Origin of the sequence: Niallia sp. MER 6 (assembly GCF_023714395.1) — a bacterium.
In the GTDB taxonomy this organism is placed as follows: Bacteria; Bacillota; Bacilli; order Bacillales; family Cytobacillaceae; genus Niallia.
The window spans coordinates 20,240-44,334 of the sequence record NZ_JAMAUK010000029.1; the positions used below are offsets into that span (position 1 = coordinate 20,240).

Below are 24,095 nucleotides of genomic sequence, written 5' to 3' on the forward strand. Positions count from 1 at the left end.
AAATCAAATGACATACCGTACAAAAGGGGAAAAAATGCGCTTAAACTTGTTTTTAACAAGCATGGGTCATCATGAAGGAGCTTGGAGGCATCCAGCCTCTGCAGTAGAAAGTGTGCAGGATTTCAGGCTTTATCAAGAAATTGCTGCTAAAGCAGAAAGGGCAAAATTTGATTCTATCTTTATGGCAAACAGGTACTCTGTTTCGACTAAAGCAGTTACATACGGAGAACTCGGTGGAGGGGGGATGGAACCGCTCATCCTCTTGTCCGCGCTGGCAGCTGTTACGAAGGAAATCGGCTTAATTGGAACAGTATCAACCTCCTTTACAGAGCCTTTCAATGTTGCCAGAAGTTTTTCCTCCCTTGATCATTTGAGTAAAGGAAGAGCAGGCTGGAATGTTATCACGTCTGGAACAGATGAAGAAGCGAAAAACTTTAATTTAGAAGAAATACCAGATCATGAACAGAGGTATGTGCGGGCACAGGAATTTTTAGAAGTGACCAATAAGCTTTGGGACAGCTGGGAAGCAGATGCACTTGTCAAGGATAAGGCAACAGGGGTTTATGCGTTAAGCGAAAAAGTCCATGAAATTAACCATAAAGGTAGCTATTTTTCTGTTAAAGGCCCATTAAACAGCCCAAGATCACCGCAAGGCAAGCCAGTAATTGTTCAAGCTGGCTCCTCTAAAGACGGCATTGACTTTGCGGCACAATATGCAGAAATCGTTTTTACAGCACAGCAAACACTGGAAGACGCACAAATCTTCTATAAAAAACTAAAGTCCAGAGTTCAAGATTTTGGACGTGATCCAAGCAAGGTCATTGTTCTTCCGGGAATTTGCCCTGTTATCGCAAATACGGATGAAGAAGCAAAAGCAAAAGAGACAGAGCTGCATAAGCTTACAAATCCAGCGTACAGTTTGCTTCAGCTGTCCAACAGAGTCGGGTTTGATTTGACTTCTTACCCGTTAGACGGTCCTTTCCCAGAACTGCCTGATATAAAAGAAATAAAGGGGCATCAGAGCAGAACAAAACTAATCAGCGACCTAGCTAAAAAAGAAAATCTCACATTAAGACAGCTGCTGCTCCGCTTAGCCGGCGGTCGCGGGCATTTCACTATTGCCGGAACACCAGAAAGAATTGCAGACGAACTGCAGGTCTGGTTTGAAAATGGTGCTGCTGACGGTTTTAACATCATGCCCCAGCAGATGAGTGAAGGCTTGACGGAGTTTATCGAGTCCGTTATCCCGGAACTACAAAACAGAGGCTTGTTTAAAACAGAATACACTGACGGCACGCTTCGAGATAAACTGGGCATATAAGAAGACACCTCTCATAAAAAGAGAGGTGTCTTTCATTAGCTTGATAGAATGTAAGAGACAAGCATTCAGAAGGAAATCTATTAGCTTATTCGTATTCTTTTAAAACTTTTTCAATGTAACGGTTATTAACAACCTCTGCCACATCCAATTTTTTTGTCAATCCACCTTGCTCCAAAAGCAAATCAGCAGTTATTTGTTGTTCCTTGATAATGTCAGCGCTAATAGGTGTGTTTTCAGGAACAGAATTTTCAAGGACTCTGCTGATTATTTCTTCGTCCGTATTCTTTAAGTCTGCATAAATTTTAATTGCTTCTTCTTTATGTTCATTTTGCCATCTAGTTGCTTTTTCCGTAACTTTTAAGTACAGCTCAACAAGCTCAGGGTGTTCTTTTGCAAATTCAGATCGAACAATTTGGAAGCCTGGGCTGTAGCTGCCGATATCTTTTCCTGTTGCGATTACTTTCGCCTTCTTGTTAATCACCTGAATGGACTGATAAGGTTCCCAGATGGCCCATGCATCAACAGAACCAGTTTCAAATGCAGGCTGAGCTTCATCTGGCTGAAGCTGGATAATTTCCAGTTCAGATGGTTTAATGCCTTCTTTTTCAAGCAGTCTGTATAAAAGACCATATGCACTGCTGCCTTTAGCAACAGCAATTTTTTTGCCTTTCAAATCATCTGCTGTTTTAATCGGGCTGTCTTTGGGAACGATAATGGCATCACCAAGCTCCCCGGTGCTTGCTGTTGCGATTTCCTCGAATTTTATTCCCCCGCCTTGGCCAGCTAAAACGGGGATATTGCCGACACGGCCAAAGTCAAGGCGGTTAGAAGCAATTGCTTCAAAGTAAGAAGGCCCGCTCTGAAATTCTACCCAGTTAACTTTAGCACCAGCCTTTTCAAACTCACTTTCAAACCAGCCTTTCTCTTTCGCAAGCAGAATTGGCCAAATGCTTTGCTGTACCCCGATATTTACAGTTAGTTCGCCAGCCTTTTCGTCAGACGAACTGTTTGATGCAGAGGGCGCACCGCAGGCGGCACTCACAAAGATTAACAGTAAAACAGATAGTAAGAAACTTGCTTTCTTAAAATAAACCATTATGTATCCTCCCATACGATTTTTATAAACAAACAAATCAGAGCCTATACAGTTCTCACCACCTTTCAAGCTGAAAATAAAAAGGCCCTAAGTATAGCAAACACTATACATTAGGGCCTTCAGGCTGACTGATCGGCATATTCATTTAGATTAGCAGATTATATTTATATCCAATTATTCTTACTTGTTAGGTTGGTTTTCGAGTAAAAAATTATCTTTGCTTTTTCCACTTAATAGAGCCTGTTCCATCATGAGGATGCACTGCTGCCATACACTCATGGTATCTTTTATTCAGTTCAGGAAGAGAAAAGCTATTTAAGGCATCAAACGAGTAATTGCCATACACTGCTAATTTTTGAATCATTAATCTTCTTTTTGCATCATTAAGATTTACCATGGTATTCCCTCCTATGGATATTCTATATCAATATGTGTCTATTACTGTATAACTCTGATTTTGTTTGTTCGTATTATCATATATTCATTATACAACAAAAAAATACACTAATCCAAGTGGTTTAGATGGATTTTAATAAAAATAATAAAAAAATCTAAGTTCCTATATTAAAAACAAGCAGGGGAAGCGGGGGATTAAGCGAACTTAATAAGTTAATAGCAGTATTTAGGAGGGAAACATGAGAAACGAACTTGCAGCAGCATTAAAGTGGAGAGAGGACGGGGAGTATTATAAATCAAGCGGTGTGCTGATGGAATTAGTCCAAAGCTATCCGGAGGATTCGTTTATCCTTTATCAATACGCCTGGAGTCTAGATTTATTAGGAGAAGAAAGGAAGGCAGTGTTATTTTATGAAAAAGCTATTCAGTTAGGACTTCCCGAAGCGGAATTGGAAGGAGCCTTATTGGGGCTTGGCAGCACATACCGAACATTAGGAGATTATGAGAAGGCAAGCGACATTTTTTCACAGGCAATTCAGAAGTATCCGGCCAACAGAGCACTCCAAGTGTTTTACGCGATGACTTTATACAATCTGGAGAATCACGCAAAGGCGATGGAGCTCCTGCTTACTGCCTTAGTGGAGACAACAATGGATGAAAGTATATTACAGTACAAGAAAGCAATTACCTTTTATTCAGATAAATTGAACGAATCGTGGAAGTAGGGATTTATTAGCTAACTTTTAAGAGGTGTTACTAATATATGAAACTATATGGAGACTTTACGGAAGAAGATTGGCTTCATGCTGTTGGCATCCAAAAACACCATGTTCCTGATGCTTTAATTGTTCATGGGGAATGGAATCATGCAGATAATATCAATAAGTGGAAGGGAATCTTGAGCCAGGAAATGCTTTTGCCAAAGTGGAATACAGTCATTGGGAGAAATAAGGCTGTCTTAACAGGATTTGCTAATGTATACGGAGGAGCAATGGCTGCAGCAGTTTCCCACCAGTTCGCAGCAATGGGCACTGACATATTTATCCAAACAGGCTATTTTGGCGGTTTGTCAGCTAAAGTCAACTATGGTGATATTTTGATAGTGACTGAGGCAAAAATGGACGATGGAGTTTCAGCTGCTTATTTGCCAGGCTGTGAAACGGTAACATCCGATGAGGAACTGGCAATGAGGGCCATTGAATTTTGCCAGAAAAAAAACTACAAGTATGTTACAGGCAGTGTTTTGTCTGTGAGCACTCCGTATTTAGAGACAGAAAAGATGGTTCAAGCCTGGTCAACAGCTGGGCATTTAGGTGTTGATATGGAGTCAGCCGTTACACTTGCTGTTGCGAACAAATTTAACAAAAAAGCAGTCAGTTTATTAAATTTATCGGACCATTTGCTTAAAGGTGATACTTTTTATTCCTATAGTAAGGAAAGGGAAGCAATAGAAGCGGAAATAGATGAAAGGATACGAGACATTGCCTTATATTTAGGGAGATCTTTTTAAGAAAAACGAAGAAGCTCATTAGTTAGCAGGCTTCTTCGCTGTTTCTGTCTTTTCTGACCCGTTCAGAAGAAAAACACCGCCAATAATAAGCACAATTCCGCACAGCATGACTGTGTTCATTAGCTCATCCCATAAAATGACGCCTATTATCGCAGTCGCAGCGGTCCCAACACCTGACCATATTGCATAGGCTAAGCTTAGCGGCAGTGTTTGGAGCGCTTTTGAAATGAAATAAAAGGCAAGTACATAGCCGATAATTACACCGACAGACGGGAGCATAACGGTAAAGCCTTCTGACAATTTAAGCATTGTAGTGGCAAATACTTCAGCTATAATCGAGATTTTTAAATAAATATATCCTTTCACAATGGAAGTCTCCTTTCAATTAATGAGCTCCGCCAAAATTCAATAAGATTACCCCGCCGATGACAAGTAAGAGGCCGATTACTTTTTTGCTGTTGAAGCTTTCTTTATAAAGTACGGCTCCAGCCACCGCCGTCAGTGCTGTGCCAACACCTGCCCAAATTGCATAGGCTGTTCCAATCGGCATGGTCTTTAATGTCAACGATAAAGCATAAAAGGCAATTCCATATCCTAAAGCGACACCAACAGACGGTAGCAGCCTTTTGAAGCCCTCTGTTGCTTTCAGCATCGAGCTTGCAAACACTTCACTTATAATGGAAACTACAAGTAGTAAATATGGATTCATTACACATCCTCCTTCCTTGTCATGAGTGTGAGCTGATCAAGCACTGCTGTTTGCATTTTTTTATCCAATGGAGCAACATGGAGCATTTGCGAGTAGTACAGTCCATCAAGGGCGAGACGGATAACTGAAGCTGTCACAGGAGAAATGCCGTCGTTTTCCAATTTTGTTAAAGCTCTTTGATAGCTGTTTGAAATACCTTCAGCTACATCCTTATCCAATAACGAGGAAGCCATCACTGCAACATTTAGCTCGGCACGGTTGTATAAATCATCCTTTGTCACTTCAATCATTGCCCTTGTCCACTTGCCTGTCTCAACGGGGTCTTTTTTTGCGTATTCCGTTAAAGCTGTATCCAAGTCTTCAAATATAGACAAAGCAATCCCCTTTATTAAAGCCTCTTTGCTCGAATAATGATACAAAAGACCGCCTTTGCTGATATTAGCTTGTTTGGCAACAGCATCCAGGGTTAAGGAGGTAATGCCGCTCTCATGAATAATTTGTTTCGCTGTATCAATAATAAGCCGGCGTTTAACATCAGCTTTTGAATCCATTGTAATGTCTCCTTCCTGTTTTTTTATTATTGTACCGTCTGGACGGTTTTTTGGTCAATAAAAGAATTTGTTGACACTGCTAAGAAAACCTTTTATGTTTTTCCATATATATCTATTCTTATAGGAGGGAAGGATATGAAAATACGGACATATAATGGCTGGATATTGGAAATAGATGTGGAAAAAACAAATAAATTTTACAAAACAGATATAGAGGTGTGTGATTGTCTCTATTGCTGTAATTATGCAGAGGCGGTCAAAAGTGCCGATGCTTCTGTCACCTCATTTTTTGCTGAGCTTGGCATCATACCAGAAAAACCGGCAGAAGTTTCAGAGTTTGCAATGGAAAACGCAGAGCTGCATCATTATATAGGCTTTTATCATATTGTCGGCAAGGTTTTGAAGGGCAACACATGTACAATGTCTGATTGGCAGGATCATCATACATACCAGCTCGGCCCTTTTGAGTTTTGTCTAGCACAGGAAGCAGAACAGGTACAAGCAAATTTTCCTGAGCCGATTCTTCAGCTGAATTTTGAAGTTTTTCTTCCATGGGTGTTAGAGGAATATCCAGATTGACTGGAAAAATACAAAAAAGTTTACAAATAATGTATAGTTTGAGATAGTGGATTAGCAGTTTAATGAATGTTTTTGGTGGTGTACGATGGTAAAAAATTATGTTTGGTTTAACTGGCTCATGCTTGCAGTGTTCGGATTATCTACCGTTTTAGCTATTTTTATTGTTTATTTTCATAATGGTCTTGCCTTTGCAGAAAATTTTATTTATGGATATATAGTATTTATTTTGCTGTATGCTTTGTACCTCGGTGGTAGTGCTTTAAAATATTGGAGAAAGGCAAATCGGACAGAAATTAAAAAGAGAATGCTAAAATTCCTCTCTTGGTTTGTTGTGCTTGCCATTATTTCTTTTTTTATTAATAATGTTCTCAAGCAAGATAATAACGGTGCATACTCTTATTTATTTATCCCGTTGGGCTGCTCATTCGGTATAGTATTTTTGGATGTTCTATTTATGAAGAATAAAGCAAAATAGGTAATTAGAAGTAGCATATCCTTGCAGACATTAGAAAACGGCATTATTATATAATTATAATTTAATGGAAATGGATGATTATAATGTCTAATGAAGAGTTGGAAGAAACAGCAGCCATTTTAAAGTTATTAGGTGATAAGACTAGGTTGTCCATAATCGGGATGCTGAATATCCATGATTGCTGTGTATGTGAATTTGTTGACATTTTTCAAATGTCTCAACCGGCAGTCAGTCAGCATTTAAGAAAGTTAAAGGATGCAGGACTTGTGAAGGAACAAAGACGAGGGCAATGGATGATATACTCTCTTGAACGCAATACGAAGTATTTTCCGATGATTGAAGATGTGCTCCGGTATATCCCTGACCAAACGGAAAGATTTACTTGGCTAGAGGAAAATGGTCTGAGAATTTCATGTGATGCATAACTTCATTAAAAAATATAGGTAGCGGGGCTCACAGCATATAGCAGAATTTGCAATTGTTATATGCGGTGAGTCTTTTTTATGAAAGAAGGGATGATATGAATAGCTTAGAGAGAATTCATGAAATAGATATAGTAAGAGGTTTTGCTGTTTTAGGGCTTGCTTTTGCGAATATTGTGCCGTTAAGCAGTCCCGTATTATATGACAGCTTTCCAAGCAGTCTTTGGACAGGACAAGTTGATTTATTAATACAACAATTATTATTTATTTTCGTACAAGGAAATTTTTATCCTTTATTTGCTCTTCTGTTCGGATTCAGTTTTATGCTGTTTATGGACAAGGCAGCGGCAAGGGGAAAAAATCCGTACATACTATTTTCCAGAAGGCAATTCGTTCTACTTTGCATTGGGGCAGTGCATGCTATTTTCATTTGGTACGGAGACATCCTAACCACCTATGCTCTGTTTGGCTTTTTGTTGCTGCCACTCTATAAGGCGTCTAGTAAGACAATTAGCATTCTGCTAATACTGTTATATTTGCCAAATATGTTGCTGCTTTTTTTATTTATTCATTTTCCGTATAATCCGGCTGAGTACTTTGATTACGATTACTTACTAACCGTTATTGAAAATTATCAGACAAGTGGAATCACAGCTTTTTTACAAAATTTTTATGATTGGCTGTCAACCTTTGAGTTTTTTTCTATTGTATATTTATTTCTAAGCATTTTTCCGATGTTTTTAATCGGGGTTTTACTAGCGAAAAATAAATCAACTATTATACATATAACGAAGAAGCATGTGTTTGTATGGATTTTGTTTGGAGGACTAGGGTTAGGCTTGAAAATATTGGCTGTGCTGCACCCTGATTACTTGCTGTTTATTCAAGCATCTGATGCATTTGGTAATCCGCTTATGTCATTGTTTTATGGGTTAAGTATTTTACTGTTTTTGCAGCTAAGCAAAATGAGTCTAATCTATTTCCGTTATGTTGGCAGATTGGCGATTACTAATTATTTAATGCAAAACATTATTGGGTTACTCATTTTTAGAATTTTTTCTTTGTATGCAACAATACCGCCGTCAAAGTTAATACTCATCTCTTTTGTACTTGCTGTCTGCCAAATTGGCTTAAGCTATCTTTGGTTACAACGTTTTAAACAAGGCCCAGTTGAATTTTTGTGGAGAAAGTTAACCTACTTTAAAATTTATTAAAATCTATAGGAAATTCGAATTTGTAGCATTGAATTACACAATAGTCGAAAAGTTTGATTTTTTGGATTTTTATTTAATATTTTACTAGTTTAGTTGCAAAACCATAGGAAATAAGTACAATGAAGTAGTTGATAAAAATTAGATTATAAAAGGAGTTGAATTTTTATGAGTAGTCATTATTGCAGTGAACCAGAGCCCGAGTCGACCAAGGGGGAAGTCAATAAGGAGTCATTCCTTCAAATATTGAATGCAAGTAAAATTCAACTTGTTTATGGCTAAGTTTTGGCTTCCTCATAATTTTTAGAGGAGGTTTTATCATGTTAAACATTTATCTTTCTAACGAAGAAGGAGTACTTAAAGAAACGAATACGATTACGAGCGGGTGCTGGATCAACATGGTTGCCCCAACGGAACAAGAGATACAGTTTATTGCCCAGAAGCTTGAACTACCGAATGGATTTTTGAAAGACTCTTTGGATGAGGGGGAGCGTTCAAGAATTGAAAAAGACGGTGAAGATATTTTGATCATTGTCAACGTTCCAAATGTTACGATGAATGAAAAAAAGAAACCGGAGTATGATACGATTCCATTAGGAATTATCATTGCGAAAAACTGTTTCGTCACCATTTGTTTACAGGATAATCCGATTTTTCAAGCTTTTTCTCAAGGGAAAGTCAAGGATTTCTTTACATATAAAAGAACGAGATTCGCTTTTCAAATCCTGTATTCTATGTCTAATGCGTATTTAAAGTATTTAAAACAAATCAGCAAAAAGATAGATACGATTGAAGGTCAACTTCTGCAGTCGATGCGAAACAAGGAGTTATTTTCTCTGCTGCATCTTCAGAAGAGCCTTGTTTATTTTACAACATCACTCAAAACAAATGATATTGTTATGCATAAAATGATGAAAAGCAGATTTTTAAAAATGTATGAAGACGATCAGGATCTCCTTGAGGATGTTATTATAGAGAACCAGCAAGCGATTGAGATGGCTGAAACACATGCATCTATTTTAAGCAGCATGATGGATGCATTTGCTTCCATTATTTCTAACAATGTAAGCATGGTAATGAAGTTCTTAACTTCCTTTACGATTGTTCTTTCCTTTCCGACAATGGTTGCGAGCTTTTATGGAATGAATGTAGACATTCCTTATCAAGAATATAAATATGCCTTTTTTGTCGCTATTTTAATTTCAACAATCTTATCTAGTATTACAGCGGTTGTTTTTTGGCGAAAGAGGTTCTTTTAAAGTAGACAGAGTGCATAATAAGATGCACTCTTTTTTATTTTATCCAATAAATTCAAGTAGAGTTACGGATATTTTTAAGGAGAGATTTTCTTACAAAACACATTGACTGAAAAATCTGAATATAATATACTCCAATTATCGGAAAATTTTTTTGCTTAAATATTTAAGTGTCACTTCAATTTTTTAAACGGATATGAAGTGGTAACAAAATATTTGATATTAGGTTAAAAGGGGAGTGGGGAGGAGAAAACATATGATTACCTCATCTAGGGCAGGCAGAGCAGATAAAAAAATGTGAAGATGGAGTGATATGGATAATGGAGACACAGCCAATACAAGTTCAGCCGGCAGTGACAAAAAAGATTGCCAGTAAAGCATTAATTGCTAGTTTAATAGGCAGTTCCATTGAATGGTTTGATTATTTTCTATATGGCACAGTTGCTTCCTTAGTATTTACAACCTTGTTTTTTCCAAATCATGATCCTGTTGTCGGATTGCTGTTATCTTATGTGTCCTTTGCATTGCCTTTTTTCATTCGACCTCTTGGAGGAATTATCTTTAGCCATATTGGTGATAGAGTCGGGCGAAAAACAACGCTAGTAATGACATTGTCGCTGATGGGCGGCGCAACAGTCTTAATCGGCTGTTTGCCAGATTATGATGCAATTGGTGTGTGGGCACCAATCCTGCTTATTACATTAAGATGTATTCAAGGCCTTGGCATTGGCGGGGAATGGGGCGGTGCTTTGCTGCTAGCAGTCGAGTATTCAAACAAAAACAGCCGCGGTTTTTTTGGAAGTATCCCGCAAATCGGCGTAACAATTGGGATGCTGTTAGGAACATTATCCATTACTATTTTGACTACTGTGTTAAGTGATGCTCAATTTATGTCATGGGGCTGGAGAATACCGTTTATTTTAAGCGCTTTATTAGTATTTCTAGGCCTTTGGATTAGAAAGGGGCTTGATGAAACACCTGCATTTAAAGAAGCTAAAGAAAGTGGAAACGTTGCAAAGGTGCCGATTATTGAGACAGTGCGCTATCACTGGAGAGCAGTGTTAATAGCTGTCGGCGCAAAAGTGGTGGAAACAGGACCATTTTATATTTTTGGAACCTTCATCATTGCCTATGCCACTGAATACCAAGGTTATGAGCGGACTGTTGCTTTGAATGCAGTTACAATCTCGGTCTTAGTTGCAACTGTCATGATTCCCTTGATGGGAAAATTATCAGACAAGGTAGGGAGAAAACCGCTCTACATTGGCGGAACGGTTGCGATTCTTCTTTATGCCTTTCCGTACTTCTATCTTGTATCCTTACAATCAGATTTCTTGCTGATTATAGCAACTGTTATTGGCCTTGGCATTCTGTGGGCACCAGTTACAGCTGTACTTGGCACGATGTTTACTGAAATATTCACTACAAATGTCCGTTATACAGGTGTCACACTAGGCTATCAGCTTGGAGCTGCACTTGCCGGCGGGACAGCACCGCTCATTGCAACAGCATTGTTAAGCGCATACAGTAATTCGTGGATTCCTGTTGCATTATATATTGTTGCTACAAGTGTCATATCTTTAATTGCCATTTACTTTGCGAAAGATAAAAGCAACGAAGAACTGGATTGATGGGGATGGGGGCTATAGATCTGCTCCCAGAAAAATTTTTTAAGGGGAGGTAAAAAGATGCTGATATTATCACAGAAGCAGATTCGCACCATTTATCCTATGGAAGATTGTTTAGAAGATGTGCGCAAAGCCTTTTTATATGATGCACAAGGAGAGACAATTACTCCTGTCAGGACAGCAGTGGAGCATGAAAAGGCAGGTGGAACTTCCCTTATAATGCCTTCATATTTAAAGCCGCTCGACTATGCAGCGGTTAAGGTTATCACAATTTTTCCGAATAACGAACAAGGCAATCCTGCCTTAAAAAGCGTCATTTTGTTAACTGAAACACAAACCGGCAAGCAAACAGCCCTTATGGATGCCAGTTTCTTAACTGTATTACGAACAGGTGCGGCAAGTGGTGTCGCAACAGACCATCTCGCAAGGAAGAATGCTAGGAGTGCTGCCATACTGGGTTGCGGAGCTCAAGCTCTCGGACAAGTACAAGCTGTGATGGCAGTTCGTAATCTAGAACAGCTGGTTTTGTATAACCGGACGACGGAAAAAGCAGTCGAGTTTGCTGAAGTAATCTCCTCCCTCTATCCAGACTGGAATGGTGAGATAAAGATTGCAAAAACAGGCAATGATGCGGTGAAAGAAGCAGACATTATTGTCTGTAGCACTAAATCGACTGAGCCGCTTTTTGATGGCAGCCATATACGGCCTGGCACACATATTAATGCAATCGGCGCCTTTAAGCCGCAGATGAGGGAAGTTGATTTAGTGACATTAAAACGCTGCAGCAAGATTGTTGTCGATACAATCGAAGGTGCTCGTGATGAAGCAGGAGACTTACTCATACCAGAAAAAGCAGGGCAGTGGAGCTTTGACATGCTTTACGGGGAATTAGGAGAGCTTGTAGCTGGCAGAAAGGCCGGCCGTACTTCGGAGGATGAAATCACTCTATATAAATCTGTCGGTGTTGCTTATTTAGATACTGCCGTTGCAGCTGCAGTCTTTATGAAGGCAGTTGAAAATGGGGTGGGTTACGAAGTTGCATTATAAAAAAATCCCCATCTTATGATGGAGATACTTTAAGTTACGCTTGAGCGCACATATAGTATTTTAACTAATTTATCCGTTCTGTTATACCAGTTATGAGGATTGGTAGATTCTACATGAAAGCTGTCTCCAGGATGAAGCTCGTATTCATCCTCCTCATAGAGGACGGTAAGTATTCCTTCTAGTACATACAGAAACTCCTGTCCTGAATGAGTGAATGTTGTTACTTTTTGATTGCGCGGCAACAATGTGACAATCATCGGTTCAAACACAGGGTTGTTTACATCACCTGTGATGCTTTCATAAATGAATTGGGACGCTTGAATGGTTACCGCATCTTTAACACTGCGATGAACAAATTTTTTCTCTTTGTTTTTATCTGTGAAAAAATAGCTTGGGCTGACATTAAGAGCTTCAGCAATTTTTGTGAGCGACTCAATCGTAATGGAAGACTTAGATCGTTCCACCTGAGATATAAAACTGATAGATAAGCCAGTTTTTTCTGCAATCTGTTTCAATGTTTGTTTTTTGCCGCGCCGAAGCTCATAAATTAATCTGCCGATGTTTTGCTCCATAACTGCTCCTTTATAGACAAAAAGAATAATAATTTTTAAAGCTGTATGTACTGGTCATTTTATTATATACAAGTATTAGAATATTGCAAAAGGTTTGCGTTTTTAAGGAACATACATGAAATCCTCCGGTAATGGGCAAACTCATAAAAAAATACGTGGAGGACTTACTGTGTCAAAAAAAGACTCACATCTATTATCTTCAGCAGAAGTGTCCCAGCTATGGGGATCTTATATGGGAGAAAGCTCTCAAGTATGCATGTTCAGTTATTTTTTGAAAATTGCCGAAGATAAGCAAACAAAGGATATTGTGGAGTTTGCTTATCACACATCGGTTCGCCAGCTGGATGAAATAAAAAAGATCTTTAAGTCTGAGGGTAGGGCAATACCTCATGGTTTTCATGTAGAAGAGGATATATCTCCAACAGCAAAAAAGGTGTATACAGACGATTTTATACTGGAGTATATTCACCAGTTTGCCAGAATGGGTTTACGGGCGCATGGGATAAATTTATCTGTTGTTCAAAGACAAGATTGTATGGACTATTATAAGAAGTGTCTAACAGATGCTATGAAGCTTTATGAAATGCTGGTGGAACTTCTTACACTTAAAGGAAAATACCAGAGCTTACCGGAGGTTCCGCCAGCAAAGGAAGTCGATTATATCCAGCGCCAGAGCTTTCTGTCTGGATTCCTAGGAGATAAGAGACCGCTCACTGCTCCAGAGATTACAAATTTATATGCCAATTTCCACCGAAATGCTTTAGGTGCTGGATTAATGATTGGCTTCCTTCCATCAACACGTTCAGAGGAAGTAAAAAAATATTTAATTCGCGGAAAAGAAATTGCTGAGAAGCATTGCGAGATTTTCCAAGCATATTTGAAAGATAATGATTTGTACGCTAGCCTTCATTGGGATAAAGAGGTCATACCACAGGATTTGAAAGTATTCTCTGAAAAGCTGATGATGTTCATTGCAAGCGCACTTACATCAGCAGGCATAGGCTTTTACGGATTAGGGTTAGGCACAAGCTATCGTCGGGATTTAGGCGTCTCTTATAACCGTCTGTTAGGAGAAATTGAACTGTATGCAGAGGACGGAACTAAAATTATGATTGATAAAGGCTGGCTGGAGTCACCACCGAAAATGAGAGTTTAGCTGTACAAGAAGGTGGATACTGATAGAACAGTATCCACCTTCTTTGTTAAAGATAAGCTAATTATGTAAACTATCGCATTGCTCCGTTTAGGTACCGTATCCTCCTATGATAGAATAGAATAATATAAAAAAGGGGGCATTATAGTTGGTAACAGAAGTAACTGTTAAACTGCAAATAAACAAGCCTGTTGAAAATGTATTCGCAGCGATTGTAGAGCGAGAAAAAATCGGCAATTTTTGGTTTTCATCCAGTTCAGAAAATTGGGCGCAAGGTCATACTGTCATCCTTAAATATAACGAGTATAAGGCAGAAGCAGCAATTCGTCTGCTGGAAATTCTGAATAACGAAAAAATTGTGTTTGCTTGGGGCGCTGAACGGGAGGAAACAATCGTTACCATTAAATTAAGGGAGCACGAACAAACAAATACAATAATGGAAGTGCGGGAATCGGGCTTCAAGCCCGAAGATCCCCTGCTTGTTGAAAAACTGCTCGGCCAAAAGGAAGGCTGGGTTTACACCCTTACCTGCTTAAAAGGTTACTTAGAACATAACATCTGTGATTTGAGGGCGGCGCTAGTGTTTGATTAAGAAGGTGCAATATTGTTTTTATTCAGGAAGACTGCTGCTTAACTAGCAGTTTTTTTCTTTTTTAGGACAATGTGGGTATTCATTGAATTTGAATATGGTAAAATGAGGTAGTTTACAAGCAGAAAGGGATGTTGGAATGAAAACATATAAAGTCATACTATTTGATTTGGATGGAACACTTTCAGATCTTAAGGAAGGAATCACGAAATCTGTTCAACATGCTTTCGCAAAGCTTAATAAACAAGTACCAACATTGGATGAATTAGAATGCTATATCGGACCGCCATTGCATGTTTCTTTTGCAGAATATGCTGGATTTGATGAGGAAACAATTCCAAAGGCAATTGGATTTTATCGGGAGAGATTTAAAAAATACGGAATGTATGAAAATGAACTCTTTGAAGAGATACCAAAATTGTTAAGCCGGTTAAAAGCGAACGGCTGTATTTTGGCAATCGCAACCTCAAAACTGACGGTTTTTGCTGAAAAAATTGCCGAGCATTTTGCAATTGATTCTTATTTTGATATGATTGTCGGCAGCAATCTCGATGGAACTAGATCAGCGAAAACAGACATCATTCAATATTTGCTTGATTATTACAAAGAATATGAACCTAGTGATTTTATCATGATTGGGGATAGAAAATATGACTTAATTGGAGCAAATAATACTGGCATAGACTCTGTCGGTGTTACATATGGATATGGGTCCCGGGAAGAGCTGGCTTTATCCAAGCCTACCTATCTAGCAGACACTATTCAAGAGGTTGAGAATATTTTCTTTGGCGGACAAAGCTCGATTATTCCAAGCATGTATGCAGAAGATAACATCATCATTAGACCGTTGATAGAGGCTGATCTTTATCCGCTTTGGGAACAGGCATATAAAGAAGAGGCACCTGAATGGAAAAACTGGGATGCGCCTTATTATGAACATAAGGCTGTTCCGTGGGCCGAATTTATGAAGCGCAAGAATGAAATAATCGGTCAAGGCGATTATTGGGGGATTGAGGTAGACGGAAAGCTTATTGGTACGGTTAGCTACTACTGGGAGCATAAACCTTCCAATTGGTTGGAAATGGGTATCGTTATTTTCAATCCTCAGTATTGGAGCGGAGGATACGGAACAAAAGTACTAAAGCTGTGGACAAGTCATTTGTTTCAAACACTCCCGCTAGTAAGAGTTGGCTTTACAACATGGTCTGGCAATCATCGCATGATGAAGGTAGGAGAAAAGCTTGGGATGCAGCTAGAAGCACGGCTCAGGAAATGCCGTTATTATAATGGTGTTTATTATGATTCCATCCGCATGGGAATATTGCGGGAGGAATGGGAAACGAGCGCGATTTAGCATATAAGCCGATTCCTTTTTTTGTCATTTGTAGTTTGTAAACCATTGCATTGAAAAAAGAGTTTTGTTACACTGTTAGTAACAAAGCAGAAAGGGATGATGGGTGGACGATGATTATCTAATCTTATTTTATTTAGCCTGAAATGCATATTTGCAAATCAAACTAAAATAGGATTAGTCTGCCCATTTTCTATCTATACGTATCAATAAGTCTTACAAGGCTTATTTGGTCATGCTTAAAATGTTCGGCTAATCCTTCCAAAATTACTTTTGGGAGGATTTTTTTGTCCTCCCTATTTAAGAGAGGGATTAATTAATGAAAGAATTATTGAAATTGCATCATATTAGTTATGAAATCAAGGACCATCTTGTATTCGAAGAAGTGACAGCATCGGTGCAGCAAGGGGATATAATCGGCATTATCGGTAATAATGGTGCTGGCAAATCGACACTTTTGCATCTGTTGAATGAAGACATAACTCCTTCTAACGGTGAGCTCCAATGGCTTGTTCCCTTAACTTCTTGGCTTGTTGTTCAGGAATCAGCGACGCATCTGTCTGCAGATAAATCAGTCGCTGAAGTAAAGCTATTAGAAAAATGGCAAGTGCCTGACTCTTCATATGAATACTTAAGCGGTGGCGAAAAACTAAAGGCCAGACTTGCTGAAGGATTCGCACAAGATGCTGATATGTTATTGCTGGATGAGCCGACAAATCATCTTGATGACAAGGGTCTGCAGATGCTTCAAAAGCAGGTAAAGGAATATAAAGGCACCATTGTGTTAGTGTCACATGACCGCTATTTTCTTGATGAAGTGGCCACAAAAATTTGGGCTATTGAAGGCAAGAAGCTTGTGGAGCATAAGGGGAACTATACTGCTTATATGGAGGCTCGCAAACAAAAAAGACTTGTGCAGCAGAGGGAATATGAAAAACAGCAAAAGCTGACAGAACGAATAGAAGGTCAGATTAAGGAATTGAATTCCTGGTCAAAAAAAGCTCACGCCGAATCCACGAAAAAGGAAGGGGTAAAGGAGTACTACCGAGTTAAAGCAAAGCGCATGGATGCCCAAGTAAAATCAAAACAAAAGCGGCTTGAAAAGGAGCTGGAGAAGAATAAGGTGGAACCTGTTGAAGGCGAGCACTCCGTTTATTTTTCCCTTCAATCCAACAGTAAGGTCGGCAAACGGTTTCTCGAAGTGAAGGGTTTGGCGAAAGCATATGGAAAGCGGACATTGTTTAAGGATGTGCATTTTACCATTAAACACGGCGAAAGAGTAGCTCTAACAGGTCCAAATGGATCCGGCAAAACGACTCTTTTGAAAATGATTGTTGGTAGTGAGCAAGGAATTGGCGAGATATGGGTATCTCCTACAGCTAAGATTGGCTATTTATCGCAGGAGGTTTTTGATCTTCCCCTTGAACAGACACCCTCACAGCTTTTTCATCGCGAGACGTTTGCAGAACGAGGCAAGGTACAAACTTTAATGAAGCAGTTAGGTTTTATTGCGTCTCAATGGAGGGAACCAATCGGCTCGATGAGTATGGGCGAGCGCGTTAAATGCAAGCTGATGGCATATATATTAGAGGATAAAGATGTGCTTCTACTAGATGAACCAACCAACCATCTGGACCTTGCATCCCGTGAGCAGCTGGAGGAAACACTGGCACAATATAATGGAACATTAATTGTTGTTTCACATGACCGCTATTTCCTGGAGAAAACGACAACAAGCTCGCTTTTAATCACGAATAATGGAGTTCGCAAACAATGGCAATCACCTGCTGCAGCTAGAGATGATGTGGAAGAACTGCGGCTGAAGCTTGAAACAGAAAGGCAGGAAATACTAGGAAGGTTAAGTTTCATGATGCCGCATGATAAGGAATATTCTAAGCTTGATGCGAAATTCAACGAGCTAACAAAAAAGCTGAAAGAGCTGTCATAAGGATTACAAGAATAAGCACTTTTCTGTGAAGGAAAAGTGCTGTTTGCTGTAGAAAGAATATTAATGGCAATGATATCTACAAATACAAAGGGGACATGATTAATGCAATTTGTTGTTACGGCATATGATGGTACGGATGAGCAGGCATTGGAACGGAGAATGCTTGCAAGAAAAGAGCATTTAAGTTCCGTAGAAATGCGGTTTAAGGAAGGAAAGCATTTATATGGTGCAGCCTTATTGGATGATCACGGAAAAATGATTGGTTCGATGATGGTCGTTGAATATCCGACAAGAGAAGCTGTTGACGAATGGTTAAAGGTAGAACCCTATGTAACAGGCAATGTGTGGCAAAAAATTGATGTTAAGCCATGTATGGTGGCAGGGACGTTTATGGAATTGTATAAATAAATGGAGGTAAATACATGTGCCTCAAGCATAAAGATTTCCCACTGCTTGCAACAGATCGCTTACATTTAAGAAAAATAACGAAGGAAGATGCAGCAGATATTTATCGTTATCTTTCTGACAAAGCTGTAATGAAATATTATGGAATGGAGCCTTTTCAGTCAGTGGAGGAAACAGTCGAGGAGATCGATTGGTATAGCAAAATCCACATGCAGCAGACTGGAATAAGATGGGGCATTACATTAAAAGGCGAAGACAAAGTAATTGGCAGCTGCGGTTTTTTAAATTGGGAGAAGCGCCATTTTCGCTCAGAAGTTGGCTTTGAGCTTCATCAACAGTATTGGGGACAAGGACTTGTCAGTGAGGCTCTTCACGCTGTCGTTGATTATGGCTTTGACCAAATGAAACTAGTGCGGATTCAAGCACTTGTAGAGCCTCCAAACCGCCAATCACAAAGAGTGCTGGAAAAGAATAACTTTTTACAGGAGGGACTGTTAAGAAGCTATGAATACAGCTGCGGAAAAATGGATGATCTTTATATGTATTCCCTATTAAAGACTGATTTTAAGAGCTAATACTATTTACTCCTATAAAAAATTTATTAAAATGGTAAAAAGCACGAGACATTCTCTATAAAGAACGTTACAATAGAAATGTAATGCTATCACCAATGCCTAGAGTAGTAGCACTTACATTTTTAAAAGCCATGAAAAATGGGGACTAACATTTTTCATGGCTATTTTTAACCTCTATTTTCTTCTTCATTACTGTCTTTTTTATCATCCCATCCATATATTTCATTAATTTCCTCGACGAGATGATCTAAAAATTCATCTGAGATAACTTCTTGCTCTTTTTTCATCTATCAAGGCTCCTTTAAGCAAAATATATTATTTTTGTTTTTTTGCAAGTAAATTACGGTCGATGTTATGCGGTGGCTTGTCCATCCAATTGTGCTCGATTAATAGATTTCCGCCGTCCTCTGGATAGTTTGAAGTTTCCACCATTAGCCGAAGATAGATAGAACCAAGGTCATGGCGCGGACTAACTGCAATAGAATCACCAAAATTTCGTAATTTTGCAGAAGACAGATTGCTGATATGAAAAAGCATCAGTTTTTCAGAGTAGGGTGCTGTTTGGGATGTGGTGATATTAAATTGACTTGGCATTGTCAATGGCAAGTCTTCTGACTTTAGTACATTGGAAAATACGGAATTTTGTTTAATATTTATATGCTTGCCTCTTATAAAATAGTTGCTGATATCCTCTGATTTTGCGACTTGGCTGAAACCGAGCAGCAGCACGGTTTTCATCGTGTTGAACTGGATATTAGCAAATAATTGTGAAATTTCAATACCTGTTAATGGCCTTTTATCACCAAAAAAGCCATTAAAAAAGCTTTGCCGTTGAACCATTTCAGCAGCATCCATCGCAGGTATATTCGGAGGCCGCACATGAATCCCCATTTCGTGCATTAACTCTGTCACCTGATTGGAAAGAGTAGCAGCGTCCCTCATGATTTCGACAATAAATTGACGTATATCTAATCTTGATGTATTAGGCAAGGTAATGCTGTAAAAGATAATTCCCAACTTATACATCATGTCTATGTACTCAAGATAAAACTCATCAGAAAACAGCCGTGGTGCGGAAAGATTTACATCTTTTTCTGCTGAAAAACCGACAGGAAGAGGGATATTATCTGCTTGGAATAAAATGGTAACACGATCAATGATTCTTTGGCTTAAAACATCACTGTCTTTAATAATTGCCTTGATTCTTTTATCCTCCACATTTGTTAAAAAAGGCTGGAACATACAGTGAGACATCGTGTTTGCTATATAAAAGTTCCATAAATTTCCCTGTTCAGCACTTGTTAGCGGTGGTTTGTTAAGTTTCGTCATATATGATTTGCTCCCATCAGAACGATAACGGTCTATATTGTCTAAAAAAAGTTTTCCCATATGTCTGATTTTCATTCATTGCTGGCTGTAATTGTTTTCTATTATTTTACAAAATAAGCAGGATTATATACACTATTAAGCGAACTGGACTAAAAACGGCAGCACATTCCCAGTTGTGAAACTGCTGTTATAAGTGTAATGAGGAGGGATTTTATGATTGAAGTGCAAGGGAGATTTAACAGCGCCAAAGTTTTTACAGATAAAGTCGAAGAAACAGCATTGTCGCAAATTCAAGAGCTTTGCGATCAGGACTTTACAGAAGGAACCAAAATCCGGATTATGCCTGATACTCATGCAGGCGCAGGCTGTACAATCGGAACAACGATGACTATAACAGATAAAATTGTTCCAAACTTAGTCGGGGTTGCTTGATGTTGGCCCAGACGTTAAACCACTCGCTCAATTGCTGGAACCCCTATTAGGGCAATCAGCAGCCAGAGGCTGTGGCAACATAGTCAAATGGTTCAGAGACTTGCACGCTAGTGGCAGATTTACGTGCAGAATTATTACCAAACCTTATAAATGATGGGATAATTAATACGGCGAGCCTGCGATAGGAGCTGCCTAACTCCGATAACCGCAGAGAAGGTATAGTCCAAACTCTTAAGTAATTAGGAGAAAAATGTGATATCGGCTGCGGCATGGAAGTTGCCGTTATAAATAAAAATAAAACAGAAGTTAATTTCGATAAGCTCGATGAAATAATCCGCAAACATATTCCAAGCGGCTTTGCCACAAGGGAAAGCAGTCAATTCCATCCGTATTCCAAAAAAATTGATTTTCGTAATGTGGTCGCGCCTTTTAACTTGAAAAGAGCTAAATCATCAGTTGGAACTTTAGGTGGAGGTAACCATTTTGTTGAGTTGAACGAATTAGACGATAAAATTGTGATTGTCATCCATTCTGGTTCTAGAAATTTAGGCAAGGTAATTGCAGAGCATTATCAAAACTTAGCATATAATGAGCTGTTAAGTTTGCAGGAAGAACGCCAAACGCTGATTAATGAATTGAAAGCAGAAGGCAGGGAAAGGGAAATTGAAGAAGCGTTAAAAAGCCTTAAAAGTCCTTTCATCAAAAAGGATCTTGCTTATCTTCAAGGAAAAAGCTTTGATCATTATATGAATGATATGAAAATCGCGCAGCATTATGCACTTTTGAATCGTAAAGCAATGGCAGAAGAAATTGTCTCCCGTATGGGCTGGGAAATAGCGGACAGCTTTACAACGATTCACAATTATATTGATATGGAACAAATGATTCTCAGAAAAGGGGCAATCTCTGCCAAAAAAGGGGAAAAAGTAATCATTCCAATCAATATGCGTGATGGCAGCTTAATTGCAATCGGTAAAGGTAATGCAGAATGGAATGAATCGGCTCCTCATGGTGCAGGCAGATTAATGTCAAGAACGAAAGCAAAAGAGATGGTGTCATTGACAGAATTCCAGGATTCAATGAAGGAAGTATGGACGACTTCTGTTAATGAAAGCACATTAGATGAGAGCCCGATGGCATACAAGCCAATGGAGGATATTATTAGACATAGTGTTGATACCATTGAAATTATGAAGGTTATTAAGCCTTTGTATAATTTTAAGGCCAATTAAAACCAAAGAAAAAGAAGGATTGCGCTTGTAATCCTTCCTTTTCTTTGGAGAAGATGACCTTCAAAAAAACACATCTACAAGCAATATGCCTAACCCGATCAAAAAGATAATCATTTAATCAGCTCCCCTCTTTAAAAGGAATACTACATCATATGACAAAAGGGAAAAAACTAATGTAACGAGAGTGGAAATTTTACTAAAAATACATAATTCTTTTGATAAAAAAGCAAAGTGTCCCTTATGTTTATCGCCATGATTTAAGCTCTTCATACATAAGGGGAAGGAAAAAGGGGAGTCTAGCTGGATTCATAGGAGGTTACGCTTAAGCATGCACCCCAAAAAAGGTGCTTGCTTAAGCATGTTTTTTATTTGTTTGTTCTTTGTGCTACTTGCTGACATACTTCATCAGCAGAAAGGCCGTTTGCCTCAATAACAGAGCCTTGTATTTGTGTGTCCTGCATGCCCATTACGTTAGAATCAATTCCTGAGACAACACAGCAATCACAGTTTTGTGCATCAGACTCTTGCTTTAAATCAATCACCTCATGCCCTTGTTCACGGAGAGCCTCTGAAATATTTGTTAGTGATTGTTCTACACCAATTCTTGCCATATGTATCACCTCCTCCAAAAAGTAAGTTGTCCTAAAACAACAGAATTATTCTAAGTGAAACTAAACTGAAAAATCTGATATTTAAAAGGAGGAATTTAACAGGATAAACAGAATAAAGAGATATTGGCATGAAAAATAATTTTTGGTGGTGGCAATAGTTGAACAAACCAATTGTGGAACTATTTCGGCAAAAGCATCAAGCTGAAGTGGTTGACTTGATATTAACGATTCAGCAAACAGAATATAATATCCCTATTACAAAAGAAGACCAGCCTGATTTATTGATGATAGAAACATTTTATCAAAGAGGAAAAGGCAACTTTTGGGTTGCTCGTAGTGAGGAGAAGGTAGTTGGTACCATTGCTTTACTTGATATCGGCAACAGCCAAGCTGCCTTAAGAAAAATGTTCGTGCATAAAGATTATCGCGGCGCAGGCTATAATACAGCGAGACTTTTGTTGGAAAATGCCCTTGCTTGGGCAAAGGAAGTCGATATTTTAGAAGTTTACCTTGGCACTACGCCTCAGTTTTTAGCAGCTCATCGCTTTTATGAGAAAAACCAGTTTACAAGTATTGAGCTGGCCGAACTGCCTAAGGCCTTTCCGCTTATGGAGGTTGATAAGAAGTTTTATAAGTATAAGGTAGAAGAGCACGCAATATAAGAAGCTGCCGATTTTTTGACGGCAGCTTCTCTTTTTTTATAGTTGGACAGATTGAGCGTTCTGCCGTTTAAAAGCAGATAGAAGCAGAATGACACCGATAATGCAGGCTGCGCCAAGCCATTGAAATAAGCCAAATGGCATGTTGAGCCAAAAGACCGTCGTCAACACAGCCGCAAGCGGCTCAATGCTGCCTAACAAGCTGGATTCTTTCGGCAATAGTGACTCTAAACTTTTTATATAAAACCAAAAGGCTATCATTGTGCCAAACACAATCACAAACAATAAATAACCAATGGCTGCACTAGGCAGTTCAGCAGGTGCTGTCTTCCACACAGGTTCTAACGTATTTAAGCAAAGTCCCCCGATTATCATCGCCCAGCCGACAATTACCATAGAATCAAACTTTTCCAGCAAGCGTCCGGCACTTAAAGTATAAAAAGCAGCCGCTATTCCAGAAAGCACACCCCATACAACAGCTTGAACAGGAACAGAAAGCTCGGAAAAAGAACCATTTGTCAGCAGAAGAAAGCAGCCGCCTAATGCAAGTGCGGCAGAATATCCGTCTAGTTTAGACAACCGCGCTTTTTTGGTTAAAAGATAATATATCATAATCATGATTGGTGCTAAATACTGCAGCAACGTAGCAACAGCTGCATTGCCATGATTGATGGCTGCCATATAAGTATACTGAACGGCCAGCATCCCAAAAAGGGAAAAGGCAATCAATCGGAAAGCGGATTGAGGACTCTTCCAAACAGCAATAATTTGACTGCGCTTTTTGCTAAAGGCTGTCAGCAAAAGCAGCATTAAGCCAGAAAGCAGCAGCCTTACGACAACTAGCCAATTTACATCGATTTGATAGGTTTGAAAGAGCTTCTGGGCAACTGTGCCGCCGACTCCCCAAAAAGCAGCACCTGTAATTACAAAAAACAAACCTCTATTTCTAGTCATTATGTCTCCGCCTTTTATAAAGATATTGTTATAATAAAGGAATAATCAGCGGAAAAATACGATAATAGACGGAAAAAATATAAA

Annotated in this window: 29 protein-coding genes and 1 pseudogene; 20 read left to right on the forward strand and 10 right to left on the reverse strand. The window is 39.0% G+C overall.

What is annotated here, in order from left to right; genetic code table 11:
- Positions 1-7: 7 nt before the first annotated feature.
- On the forward strand, positions 8-1,321 hold the full coding sequence (locus tag M3600_RS23155) for an LLM class flavin-dependent oxidoreductase (protein WP_237941232.1): 1,314 nt from the start codon (positions 8-10) through the stop codon (positions 1,319-1,321).
- A gap of 85 nt (positions 1,322-1,406) precedes the next feature.
- Here M3600_RS23155 and M3600_RS23160 read toward each other — a convergent pair whose 3' ends face one another.
- Complete coding sequence (locus tag M3600_RS23160; protein WP_251647760.1) at positions 1,407-2,417, reverse strand: aliphatic sulfonate ABC transporter substrate-binding protein; 1,011 nt, start codon at positions 2,415-2,417, stop codon at positions 1,407-1,409.
- Positions 2,418-2,628: 211 nt separating this feature from the next.
- The gene (locus M3600_RS23165) at positions 2,629-2,814 is read right to left on the reverse strand and encodes a hypothetical protein (protein ID WP_233314276.1); all 186 of its coding nucleotides are present in this window, start codon (positions 2,812-2,814) and stop codon (positions 2,629-2,631) included.
- Positions 2,815-3,052: 238 nt separating this feature from the next.
- Here M3600_RS23165 and M3600_RS23170 point away from each other — a divergent pair, with 238 nt between their 5' ends.
- Complete coding sequence (locus M3600_RS23170; RefSeq protein ID WP_251647762.1) at positions 3,053-3,538, forward strand: tetratricopeptide repeat protein; 486 nt, start codon at positions 3,053-3,055, stop codon at positions 3,536-3,538.
- 38 nt (positions 3,539-3,576) lie between these two features.
- Positions 3,577-4,323 carry a phosphorylase family protein gene (locus M3600_RS23175; protein WP_233314274.1) on the forward strand — a complete coding sequence of 249 codons (747 nt, stop codon included), beginning with the start codon at positions 3,577-3,579 and terminating at the stop codon, positions 4,321-4,323.
- Between the two features lie 18 nt (positions 4,324-4,341).
- On the opposite strand, the gene M3600_RS23180 is transcribed toward M3600_RS23175, so the two are convergent.
- From M3600_RS23180 to M3600_RS23190, 3 genes are read right to left on the reverse strand one after another with little or no spacing between them, the layout of a single operon-like run.
- On the reverse strand, positions 4,342-4,689 hold the full coding sequence (locus M3600_RS23180; RefSeq protein ID WP_311315962.1) for a DMT family transporter: 348 nt from the start codon (positions 4,687-4,689) through the stop codon (positions 4,342-4,344).
- A gap of 19 nt (positions 4,690-4,708) precedes the next feature.
- The gene (locus M3600_RS23185; protein ID WP_233314273.1) at positions 4,709-5,032 is read right to left on the reverse strand and encodes a DMT family transporter; all 324 of its coding nucleotides are present in this window, start codon (positions 5,030-5,032) and stop codon (positions 4,709-4,711) included.
- Complete coding sequence (locus tag M3600_RS23190) at positions 5,032-5,583, reverse strand: TetR/AcrR family transcriptional regulator (protein ID WP_233314272.1); 552 nt, start codon at positions 5,581-5,583, stop codon at positions 5,032-5,034. The genes M3600_RS23185 and M3600_RS23190 overlap by 1 nt, the downstream gene beginning before the upstream one ends.
- Before the next feature lie 135 nt (positions 5,584-5,718).
- On the opposite strand from M3600_RS23190, the gene M3600_RS23195 reads away from it, so the two are divergent.
- From M3600_RS23195 to M3600_RS23225, 7 genes are all read left to right on the forward strand, one after another.
- A complete protein-coding gene (locus M3600_RS23195; RefSeq protein WP_233314271.1) occupies positions 5,719-6,162 on the forward strand; it encodes a hypothetical protein in 444 nt (147 codons plus the stop codon).
- An 85-nt stretch (positions 6,163-6,247) separates the two neighbouring features.
- Positions 6,248-6,637: a hypothetical protein gene (locus tag M3600_RS23200; protein WP_233314270.1), complete on the forward strand. Its 390-nt coding sequence runs from the start codon at positions 6,248-6,250 to the stop codon at positions 6,635-6,637.
- Positions 6,638-6,720: 83 nt separating this feature from the next.
- Positions 6,721-7,062 carry an ArsR/SmtB family transcription factor gene (locus M3600_RS23205; protein ID WP_233314269.1) on the forward strand — a complete coding sequence of 114 codons (342 nt, stop codon included), beginning with the start codon at positions 6,721-6,723 and terminating at the stop codon, positions 7,060-7,062.
- Positions 7,063-7,157: 95 nt separating this feature from the next.
- Positions 7,158-8,273: a DUF418 domain-containing protein gene (locus tag M3600_RS23210; RefSeq protein WP_251647764.1), complete on the forward strand. Its 1,116-nt coding sequence runs from the start codon at positions 7,158-7,160 to the stop codon at positions 8,271-8,273.
- Between the two features lie 317 nt (positions 8,274-8,590).
- Positions 8,591-9,529 (forward strand): magnesium transporter CorA family protein, encoded by a 939-nt coding sequence (locus tag M3600_RS23215; protein ID WP_233314267.1) that lies wholly within the window; start codon positions 8,591-8,593, stop codon positions 9,527-9,529.
- Positions 9,530-9,846: 317 nt separating this feature from the next.
- Complete coding sequence (locus M3600_RS23220; RefSeq protein ID WP_233314266.1) at positions 9,847-11,157, forward strand: MFS transporter; 1,311 nt, start codon at positions 9,847-9,849, stop codon at positions 11,155-11,157.
- Between the two features lie 57 nt (positions 11,158-11,214).
- On the forward strand, positions 11,215-12,201 hold the full coding sequence (locus tag M3600_RS23225; RefSeq protein WP_251647766.1) for an ornithine cyclodeaminase family protein: 987 nt from the start codon (positions 11,215-11,217) through the stop codon (positions 12,199-12,201).
- Between the two features lie 29 nt (positions 12,202-12,230).
- On the opposite strand, the gene M3600_RS23230 is transcribed toward M3600_RS23225, so the two are convergent.
- Positions 12,231-12,773 (reverse strand): helix-turn-helix domain-containing protein, encoded by a 543-nt coding sequence (locus M3600_RS23230; protein WP_233314264.1) that lies wholly within the window; start codon positions 12,771-12,773, stop codon positions 12,231-12,233.
- A gap of 169 nt (positions 12,774-12,942) precedes the next feature.
- Here M3600_RS23230 and M3600_RS23235 point away from each other — a divergent pair, with 169 nt between their 5' ends.
- The 7 genes and pseudogenes from M3600_RS23235 to M3600_RS23265 all read left to right on the forward strand — a co-directional run bounded on the left by M3600_RS23235 (position 12,943) and on the right by M3600_RS23265 (position 18,794).
- Positions 12,943-13,929: a DUF3231 family protein gene (locus tag M3600_RS23235; protein ID WP_251647768.1), complete on the forward strand. Its 987-nt coding sequence runs from the start codon at positions 12,943-12,945 to the stop codon at positions 13,927-13,929.
- A 145-nt stretch (positions 13,930-14,074) separates the two neighbouring features.
- Entirely contained in the window at positions 14,075-14,518 is a 444-nt protein-coding gene (locus tag M3600_RS23240; protein ID WP_237941237.1) for an SRPBCC domain-containing protein, read from the forward strand.
- A 136-nt stretch (positions 14,519-14,654) separates the two neighbouring features.
- Positions 14,655-15,272: pseudogene (locus M3600_RS23245) on the forward strand (HAD hydrolase-like protein); the annotation flags it as partial.
- Positions 15,273-15,329: 57 nt separating this feature from the next.
- Positions 15,330-15,869: a GNAT family N-acetyltransferase gene (locus M3600_RS23250; protein WP_237942273.1), complete on the forward strand. Its 540-nt coding sequence runs from the start codon at positions 15,330-15,332 to the stop codon at positions 15,867-15,869.
- Between the two features lie 316 nt (positions 15,870-16,185).
- Positions 16,186-17,814, forward strand: coding sequence for a ribosomal protection-like ABC-F family protein (gene abc-f / locus M3600_RS23255; RefSeq protein WP_251647770.1), 1,629 nt, complete (start codon positions 16,186-16,188; stop codon positions 17,812-17,814).
- A gap of 102 nt (positions 17,815-17,916) precedes the next feature.
- Entirely contained in the window at positions 17,917-18,222 is a 306-nt protein-coding gene (locus M3600_RS23260) for a YciI family protein (protein ID WP_233314260.1), read from the forward strand.
- Between the two features lie 14 nt (positions 18,223-18,236).
- Positions 18,237-18,794, forward strand: a complete 558-nt coding sequence (locus M3600_RS23265; protein WP_233314259.1) for a GNAT family N-acetyltransferase — start codon at positions 18,237-18,239, stop codon at positions 18,792-18,794.
- Between the two features lie 167 nt (positions 18,795-18,961).
- Here the strand turns inward: M3600_RS23265 and M3600_RS23270 are convergent, their stop codons facing one another.
- Both M3600_RS23270 and M3600_RS23275 read right to left on the reverse strand, forming a co-directional pair.
- Positions 18,962-19,081 (reverse strand): hypothetical protein, encoded by a 120-nt coding sequence (locus tag M3600_RS23270; protein WP_233314258.1) that lies wholly within the window; start codon positions 19,079-19,081, stop codon positions 18,962-18,964.
- Positions 19,082-19,109: 28 nt separating this feature from the next.
- Positions 19,110-20,123, reverse strand: coding sequence for a DUF3231 family protein (locus M3600_RS23275; RefSeq protein ID WP_251647772.1), 1,014 nt, complete (start codon positions 20,121-20,123; stop codon positions 19,110-19,112).
- Between the two features lie 213 nt (positions 20,124-20,336).
- On the opposite strand from M3600_RS23275, the gene M3600_RS23280 reads away from it, so the two are divergent.
- Both M3600_RS23280 and M3600_RS23285 read left to right on the forward strand, forming a co-directional pair.
- Positions 20,337-20,555 carry an RtcB family protein gene (locus tag M3600_RS23280; protein WP_233314256.1) on the forward strand — a complete coding sequence of 73 codons (219 nt, stop codon included), beginning with the start codon at positions 20,337-20,339 and terminating at the stop codon, positions 20,553-20,555.
- A gap of 269 nt (positions 20,556-20,824) precedes the next feature.
- Positions 20,825-21,787, forward strand: a complete 963-nt coding sequence (locus M3600_RS23285; RefSeq protein ID WP_233314255.1) for an RtcB family protein — start codon at positions 20,825-20,827, stop codon at positions 21,785-21,787.
- Positions 21,788-22,152: 365 nt separating this feature from the next.
- On the opposite strand, the gene M3600_RS23290 is transcribed toward M3600_RS23285, so the two are convergent.
- Positions 22,153-22,398, reverse strand: a complete 246-nt coding sequence (locus M3600_RS23290) for a YkuS family protein (RefSeq protein ID WP_233314254.1) — start codon at positions 22,396-22,398, stop codon at positions 22,153-22,155.
- A gap of 158 nt (positions 22,399-22,556) precedes the next feature.
- Between M3600_RS23290 and M3600_RS23295 the strand changes: the two genes are divergently transcribed.
- Complete coding sequence (locus M3600_RS23295; RefSeq protein ID WP_233314253.1) at positions 22,557-23,060, forward strand: GNAT family N-acetyltransferase; 504 nt, start codon at positions 22,557-22,559, stop codon at positions 23,058-23,060.
- Between the two features lie 36 nt (positions 23,061-23,096).
- On the opposite strand, the gene M3600_RS23300 is transcribed toward M3600_RS23295, so the two are convergent.
- A complete protein-coding gene (locus M3600_RS23300; RefSeq protein WP_233314772.1) occupies positions 23,097-24,014 on the reverse strand; it encodes a DMT family transporter in 918 nt (305 codons plus the stop codon).
- Positions 24,015-24,095 lie beyond the last annotated feature (81 nt).